The 6,171-nt window shown below is 54.5% G+C and carries 4 protein-coding genes; all 4 read right to left on the reverse strand.

What is annotated here, in order from left to right:
• Position 1: 1 nt before the first annotated feature.
• Positions 2–2,170 carry an AAA family ATPase gene (locus tag CA260_RS19235; RefSeq protein WP_111984679.1) on the reverse strand — a complete coding sequence of 723 codons (2,169 nt, stop codon included), beginning with the start codon at positions 2,168–2,170 and terminating at the stop codon, positions 2–4.
• A gap of 214 nt (positions 2,171–2,384) precedes the next feature.
• Entirely contained in the window at positions 2,385–5,510 is a 3,126-nt protein-coding gene (locus tag CA260_RS19240) for a type I restriction endonuclease subunit R (RefSeq protein ID WP_111984698.1), read from the reverse strand.
• Positions 5,511–5,528: 18 nt separating this feature from the next.
• The gene (locus tag CA260_RS19245) at positions 5,529–6,008 is read right to left on the reverse strand and encodes a restriction endonuclease subunit S (RefSeq protein WP_111984680.1); all 480 of its coding nucleotides are present in this window, start codon (positions 6,006–6,008) and stop codon (positions 5,529–5,531) included.
• A gap of 25 nt (positions 6,009–6,033) precedes the next feature.
• Positions 6,034–6,171, reverse strand: a 138-nt coding sequence (locus CA260_RS19250) for an IS3 family transposase (protein ID WP_146745388.1), incomplete at its 5' end; no start/stop codon positions are given.

A 6,171-nucleotide genomic window follows, 5' to 3' on the forward strand; every position in this document is an offset into this window, starting at 1 on the left:
ACTAAGCGTAGAGCGAGACGAAATGCGCGACCGTCCAGGTGTCCGGATCGGTTACGCGATAGCGCGTTTGTTGGATCGGCAACTCGTTCACGGATACTCCCGGAAATAGTTCTGTTGCCCTTGTTGTCTCATCGACCAGAAATGGGCAATCGCCGTTTACGCCGGAAAGTATCAGGCGGATCTTGCTCCAGTCGTCAAAGAAATACTCCTGAAGGAGCGGGATGATTTGAAAGGCAAACATTCGAGCGAGCCCATCGGCAGCATCCACTGAAGTCAGGTATCCATGCCCTAAGCAGTGCTCGCGATCCAGGAGGTATTGGATGCGTGCATTCACAATCTTCAAGAGCCGGGAAAGGTCGATGCCATCACGCGTAATGCCGAGCACGTCGTAGCTTGGCGACATTTCGCGGAAGGTGAAGCGGCGACGAAGGGCGACATCCATCAGTGCAATAGAGCGATCGGCGGTATTCATCGTGCCGTAGATGTCCACATTCGAGGGGACTCCGAAGTGCCTCTGCGAACCAGGGAGGTATACCGTTGAACCTGCAATACTTCCTTGATCGTCGACGGTGATGCGCTTGTCCAACTCGATCAGCGTGATCAGTTCACCGAAAACCTTGGATATGTTCGCGCGGTTGATTTCGTCGATAAACATCGCGTAGCGGTGCCGCGGGTTCTTCGCTGCTTGCTCGCATAGCTGCTTGAAGACGCCGTCGACCAGACGAAACGCGACTTGTCCCGTTTCGTCTTCGACGGGACGAATACCTTCAATAAAATCCTCATAGCCGTAGCTCGGATGAAAAGTAACCATGCGATAGCGCCGCAAGGCCGACGCGCCAGGCTGGGGGCCCTGCTGCCATGCATCGAACAGCGCCGCCGATTCAGGGCTCAGCTCACGCCAGTTCTCCACGAGAAACCAGCGGCCATCGTCGCTGCGATCAAAGATTGCGGGCGCACGCCTTGTCACGCTCGGTGCGCTTTGCAGCGACGCCGACGCATGTTCCTGCAAATAGATGGCGACTGGCGGCGGCACTTGGCGCGGCCTGCGCAGGCTCGGCGCCGCTTTTGCCACGCACAATTCGGCTCCTGCAATATCTCTGGCCGTGGAGGGCTGCGCAAGGTGAGCAAGCGCTGCGGCGAACACCGGCAGCCAGCCCATATCGTTCACCAGACCGCGCAACCAATCGGGCCGATCGACATCGGCCAGCGTATCACTGTAGAGCGCTTTCAGACCCTCAATGTGTCGGGTCTTGCCGGTGCCTGGTGGACCGAACAGGATCAGATTGACTGGCGAGCCCAAATGAGCGGCGCTTGAATCATAGGCCGCGGTGTCTTCGTTGACTTCCGGCTCCGGATCGTTGGGCTGAGGAATATCCGGTTTCCAGCGTGATATGAGCGGCGGATCGTAGAAATCCAGTACTTGCGTGCCCAACTCTTCGCCAAGGCGCATCCGCAGGTCTAGCAGGGCATTGTCGAGATCCACATCCGACCATCCTGATATCGCGCGGCGATCGGCCACACCGAAGGCAGCCAGCACGTCGATCCGGTTGCGGTTGCTGGACATGCGTTCCACTCGTTCGGGAAACGCAAAAAAGCGCATCATGTGGCGGAACTGGCGGTCGTCGGATCGCGTCTCGTCCGCCAACAGATCGGCCAGAGCATCGTAGCGCTCGAAAAGTGACACACGTTCGCCCTGTTCAAGCGACTTCAGGCGCTGACATAGGCGAATTACGAAGACAAGTTCGCGCCAGAAGTGCGTGCTGTAACCGGGACCCGAGGAGCCGATGCCCGCCAGAACATCCTTCTCAAGCCAACGGCAATCAAGTTCGATCGTTTCGTCCGCCCAGGACGCGATCTGTCGAATCTGAGCGGCCTTGGTCTCAGGCAACGAGTTGTTCGGAAACAGCTGCATGGCCCAATAGATTTCAGCCATCAACAACTTTGCGTCAGGCGGCGCGTCATTCAGTTGAGCATGGAGCTTTCCAAGAAAGGAACCTTCGCCAGTATCCAGTCGTTGAACGTAGTGGACATGCAAGGCCTGGAAGTTATCGGCCGTCCACAGCGCTTGCCCGAAGAACATGGAGCCGTCGTTTACGAGGCATCGCGCAATCCATTCCTTTGCAGCGGTCAATACCGCCGAGTAGTCATAGCCCGGAGCCACCAAAGCCATATTGCGTCTTCCCCTGTACGTGTCTGTCCGTAGTGAGCGCGACGTGGTTGCGGCACAGCGCGCGATTCTGAAACTAGCAGCGCAATTTTGATGACTCGCCGGCTGGCCTGCAAAACCGAGTCAGAGTGTAGTTCTCTTGCCAGCTTTCACTGATAGCTCACATTGACCGCGTTCTTGGTGTGCTTCCATGCGACTCCTTCGTAACTGGCTTCCTTCAACTTGATACCGTTCGAAGGAGAAAGTCCTTCAGAAGCTTGGCAGCTTTAATATTGACCCGGAACATCGGCAGCGATGCACCTTCCAGGCCTTCAAAGTAGGCCTTTGCCCTTTGCTGGTCCACGGTTCCCCGCAGATCATCAAAGCGGCCATACTCATTAAGGTTGGCATCAGTGACCAGGGTATTCATCAGAGCGATGAGCTTGGTGCGGTCCAGGCCTAAGCAAGAGACGATTTCTGCAACCTCTTTGTTTGTGGCCTCTGCTTTGTAGTCGGTCAAGTAATCACGGAAGGTGCGGCGAGGGTCGATCTGCACATCACCACGCTGGATGTCGTGGAGAAAGATCTCTGCGATTTTTTGGTCTTCCTGAGAGAGCGACGTAAAGGAACGATGCAACTCAGCCAAAGTGCTTTCCTTGGCCTGCTCGTCACCACCTCGCAAGACTTTGAGAAATTTCGCAAAGCGCGAGTTCATGTAGTCCGCGTCGATCTTGCCTGTATCGATCTCGGTGATGTGGCCATCGATGTCGAAGGGAATGCTCTCCCCACCACTACCGCCACCCGCACCCAGTTCTTTGTAGCGTTGCAGAAGCGTCAGATATTGGTGGTGGCTGATGGGCAATTGGATTTGCGTCTTGGGATCGTCGCCGAACTCGTAAATCGATTTCTCCCAGGTAAAGCCCTGTATCTTCGCAGCTTCCAGGATGGCGCTGAATTGATTGAATTCCTTTGCGAAGGCCGCGCGCGCCGTGAGGTCGTCAGGTAGCTTCGTGAAATCCTGGATACCTGCCGCGCCAAATATAGCGCTGATTTCGGCAAAGCTTGCCTTCATCCGCTCCAAGTTCATCGGCAAGCGATCGGCAAACAGGCCAATCGGTCTGTCACCGGAATAGAGTTTCACGGCAGCAGCAACATTGCGCGTCATCGTGTGGGGCTTGCGGTAGTAACGGATGGTGCCAAAGGGCTTATCCGGCCCGAACAGGCGATTGGTGCGCGAGAACGCCTGAATGATGTTTTCGTACTCCAACAGCTTGTCGAGGTAGAGGGTGTTCACCCACTTCGAGTCGAAGCCGGTAAGCATCTGATTCACAACAATCAAGAGATCGAGTCGCTTTCCCGGCTCGGCCTCGATACGAATGTAGGGTGCTTTGTGCGCAAGACGAGCGGCAAGGTCCTTCTTGAAATTCGCGTGCGTGCCGAGGTCGAACTTCTGCCCGTAGGCTGAGTTGTAGTCTTCGATGATCTCTACTAGCCCGTTCGTTTTGAAAACAGGATCGCCGCTACCGTCTTCATCACTGATATGAGGATCGAAGAGCGCGGTGATTTTTAGCTCCGGACACTGCGCCTTCTTCAGACGGTAGTAAATGATCGCTTCCGGGATGCTGCTAGTGGCAAAAATGGCGTGAAATTTACCACCTTGGCTCAGGACGGCCCAATTTTCGGCAATGTCTTGAATCACCGCGTTCCGGTGCTCGTCTCGGCCGTATTGGGTGTTAGGAAGATAGTCTTCGATTCCAGATTGATAAACGCCAGAGGCATTCCGGTATCCGGCCATCGGCACATCTCTCATGTAACGATTGAAGACCTTCTTCTTCGCGGCATCCGCAAGCGCGTCAGCCACCGTGGTTGCTTTGGCCTTTTCCAGCGCGACTGCCTGCCGTAGATCGCGGTCGCGGTAAGTAAGCACTTGGTAGGGGTCGAAGCCGAGGACGTTCTTGTCGCGGATGCCATCGGAAATGCTGTAGCGATGCAGCTCATCGCCGAAAACATCGGTGGTGGTGTTGTTCTTGCGGATGTTTTCCTTGTGGATGGGCGTGCCGCTGAAGCCAAAAAATACCGCGCCGGAAAAGCTCATTTTGATATCAATGAGCATATCGCCGAAGGTATTGCGGTGGCATTCATCAACGATGAACACTATGCGCTTGGCGCGCATAGTGTCCAGATCGTGCGCCTTGAGGCCATCTTCTTCGTCCTTGAGCCTGCTCATCTTCTGGATGGAGGTAACGATCAGGGTGTCGGCAGGGTCGGTGCTTTTAAGTTTCTTGACGAGCACGCCCGTGTGTTCCGTGGCCTGCACTTCATTGCAGTCCCCAGCGAAGTTGCGGTAGGCCTGCAGTGTCTGCGTACCCAGCTCGACACGATCGAGGAGGAACACCACCTTATCCGCATCTTTGGAATTGGCGATAAGTTGAGCCGACTTGAAGCTCGTCATCGTCTTGCCCGAGCCGGTGGTGTGCCAGATGTAGCCTCCCAGGCGGCTCGGGTTTTTCCAGTCGGTCTTAGCAACTTTGTCAGAGATGGCATGCGCGGCGTAGTACTGATAACTGCGCATCACCTTCAGCACGCCGTCTGACTCATCGGCCACGGTGTAAAAGCCAATCAACTGATGAGCCATCGGGATGGAGAGCAGGCTGGACGCGAAGGTCCTCCAATCGTTGATCGGCTCGTTGTTGAAGTCTGCCCAGTGGAAGGCGTAGTCCTTGTTAAACCTCCCATCCGGCCCGGGATTAGCAAAGTAAAGCGCCTCGGCCGGCTCCATCGCCACAAAGATCTGAATAAGAGAAAGGAGGCCGCTAAAAATACCTTCCTGCGAATACTTTTGGATTTGGTTGTAGGCCTGGCTCACTGGCACGCCACTCTTCTTCAGCTCGATGTGGATCACCGGCATGCCATTGATGAGCAGCAGCAGGTCGCCCCGCCGATCGTTAAGCAGTTGCGAGCCCCGGGCGTAGCGTGGCTGTTGCACGATCTGGTAGCGGCTCTGGCCCGCGGCAATCTCGTGGCGGTCGTAGATCTTCAGGCTCACTTCCTTGCCGAAGTGCAGCGCATCCTCCGGGTTGTCGCGGATAATGGCGACGGTTTTGCCATTGATAAAACCGTTGAGCTTAAGCGGGGTGCGCAGGGCGGTGATCTGCTCCATGATCTGCTGCATCTCACTGTCAGTCAGCGACACCTCATTGAGCCGATCGACCCCGCGATTGTTCTCAAAAAGTATCTGCTTCCAGTTGGCCAGCAAGTCTGCCTCGCTCGGATTCTTGATGACTTCCGCATCGCCCCAGCCGCGCTGGCGCAGCTCGTGGATCACGGCGGTTTCAAATTCGGATTCTCTGGAGAAGGTGGTCATGGGTAATTGGTACGCCATTTAGACGAACATCCTTTCCAGGCAGGCGGATTTAATCTGCTGAAGCTTTTGGAGCTGGGTGGCGTGTTGGGAAATCAGTGCGTCGAGAGTGCGAAAGTAGATGCCGATTTTTACTTGCTCTGGTTCGCCCGGTGCTTTATATCTGTAAGCATTTAGCTCATCCCTGTTAATCTTCGGCATACCCGTACGCGCTGAAACAGAAACTGAATACTTATAAAAGTCTTCGGTTTGAAGTACTGCAAATAGATAATTTTGCACCACTCCATTTTTAGCATTTAAAACATAAGCATCAGCACTAGCAAGCCCTTCGAAGTCGGCGATAATATACTTGGCTAGTTGAGGATTAATTTTTCCATAAATAATATCGCCTTTATTAAAATGGAACTTACCACTTATTAGGCAGCTATCTTTCACCTTTAAAACATTGTTATAAATTCTTCCGGTGAAAGACTCAATATTGCCGGGACCAATATGCAACATGGTACGCCCCCGCTTTCGTAGACGGTTAGCTGCTGGATTTTGAGTTAGCCGCCTCGAACATCATTGGCGCAAGGCCACCCAGATGTCCATGTCGGCGTTGCCGGTTGTAGAAAATCTCGATGTAATCGAACACATCGCTGCGTGCTTCCTCGTGCGATAAATG

The organism is Dyella jiangningensis (assembly GCF_003264855.1).
Classification (GTDB): Bacteria; Pseudomonadota; Gammaproteobacteria; order Xanthomonadales; family Rhodanobacteraceae; genus Dyella; species Dyella jiangningensis_C.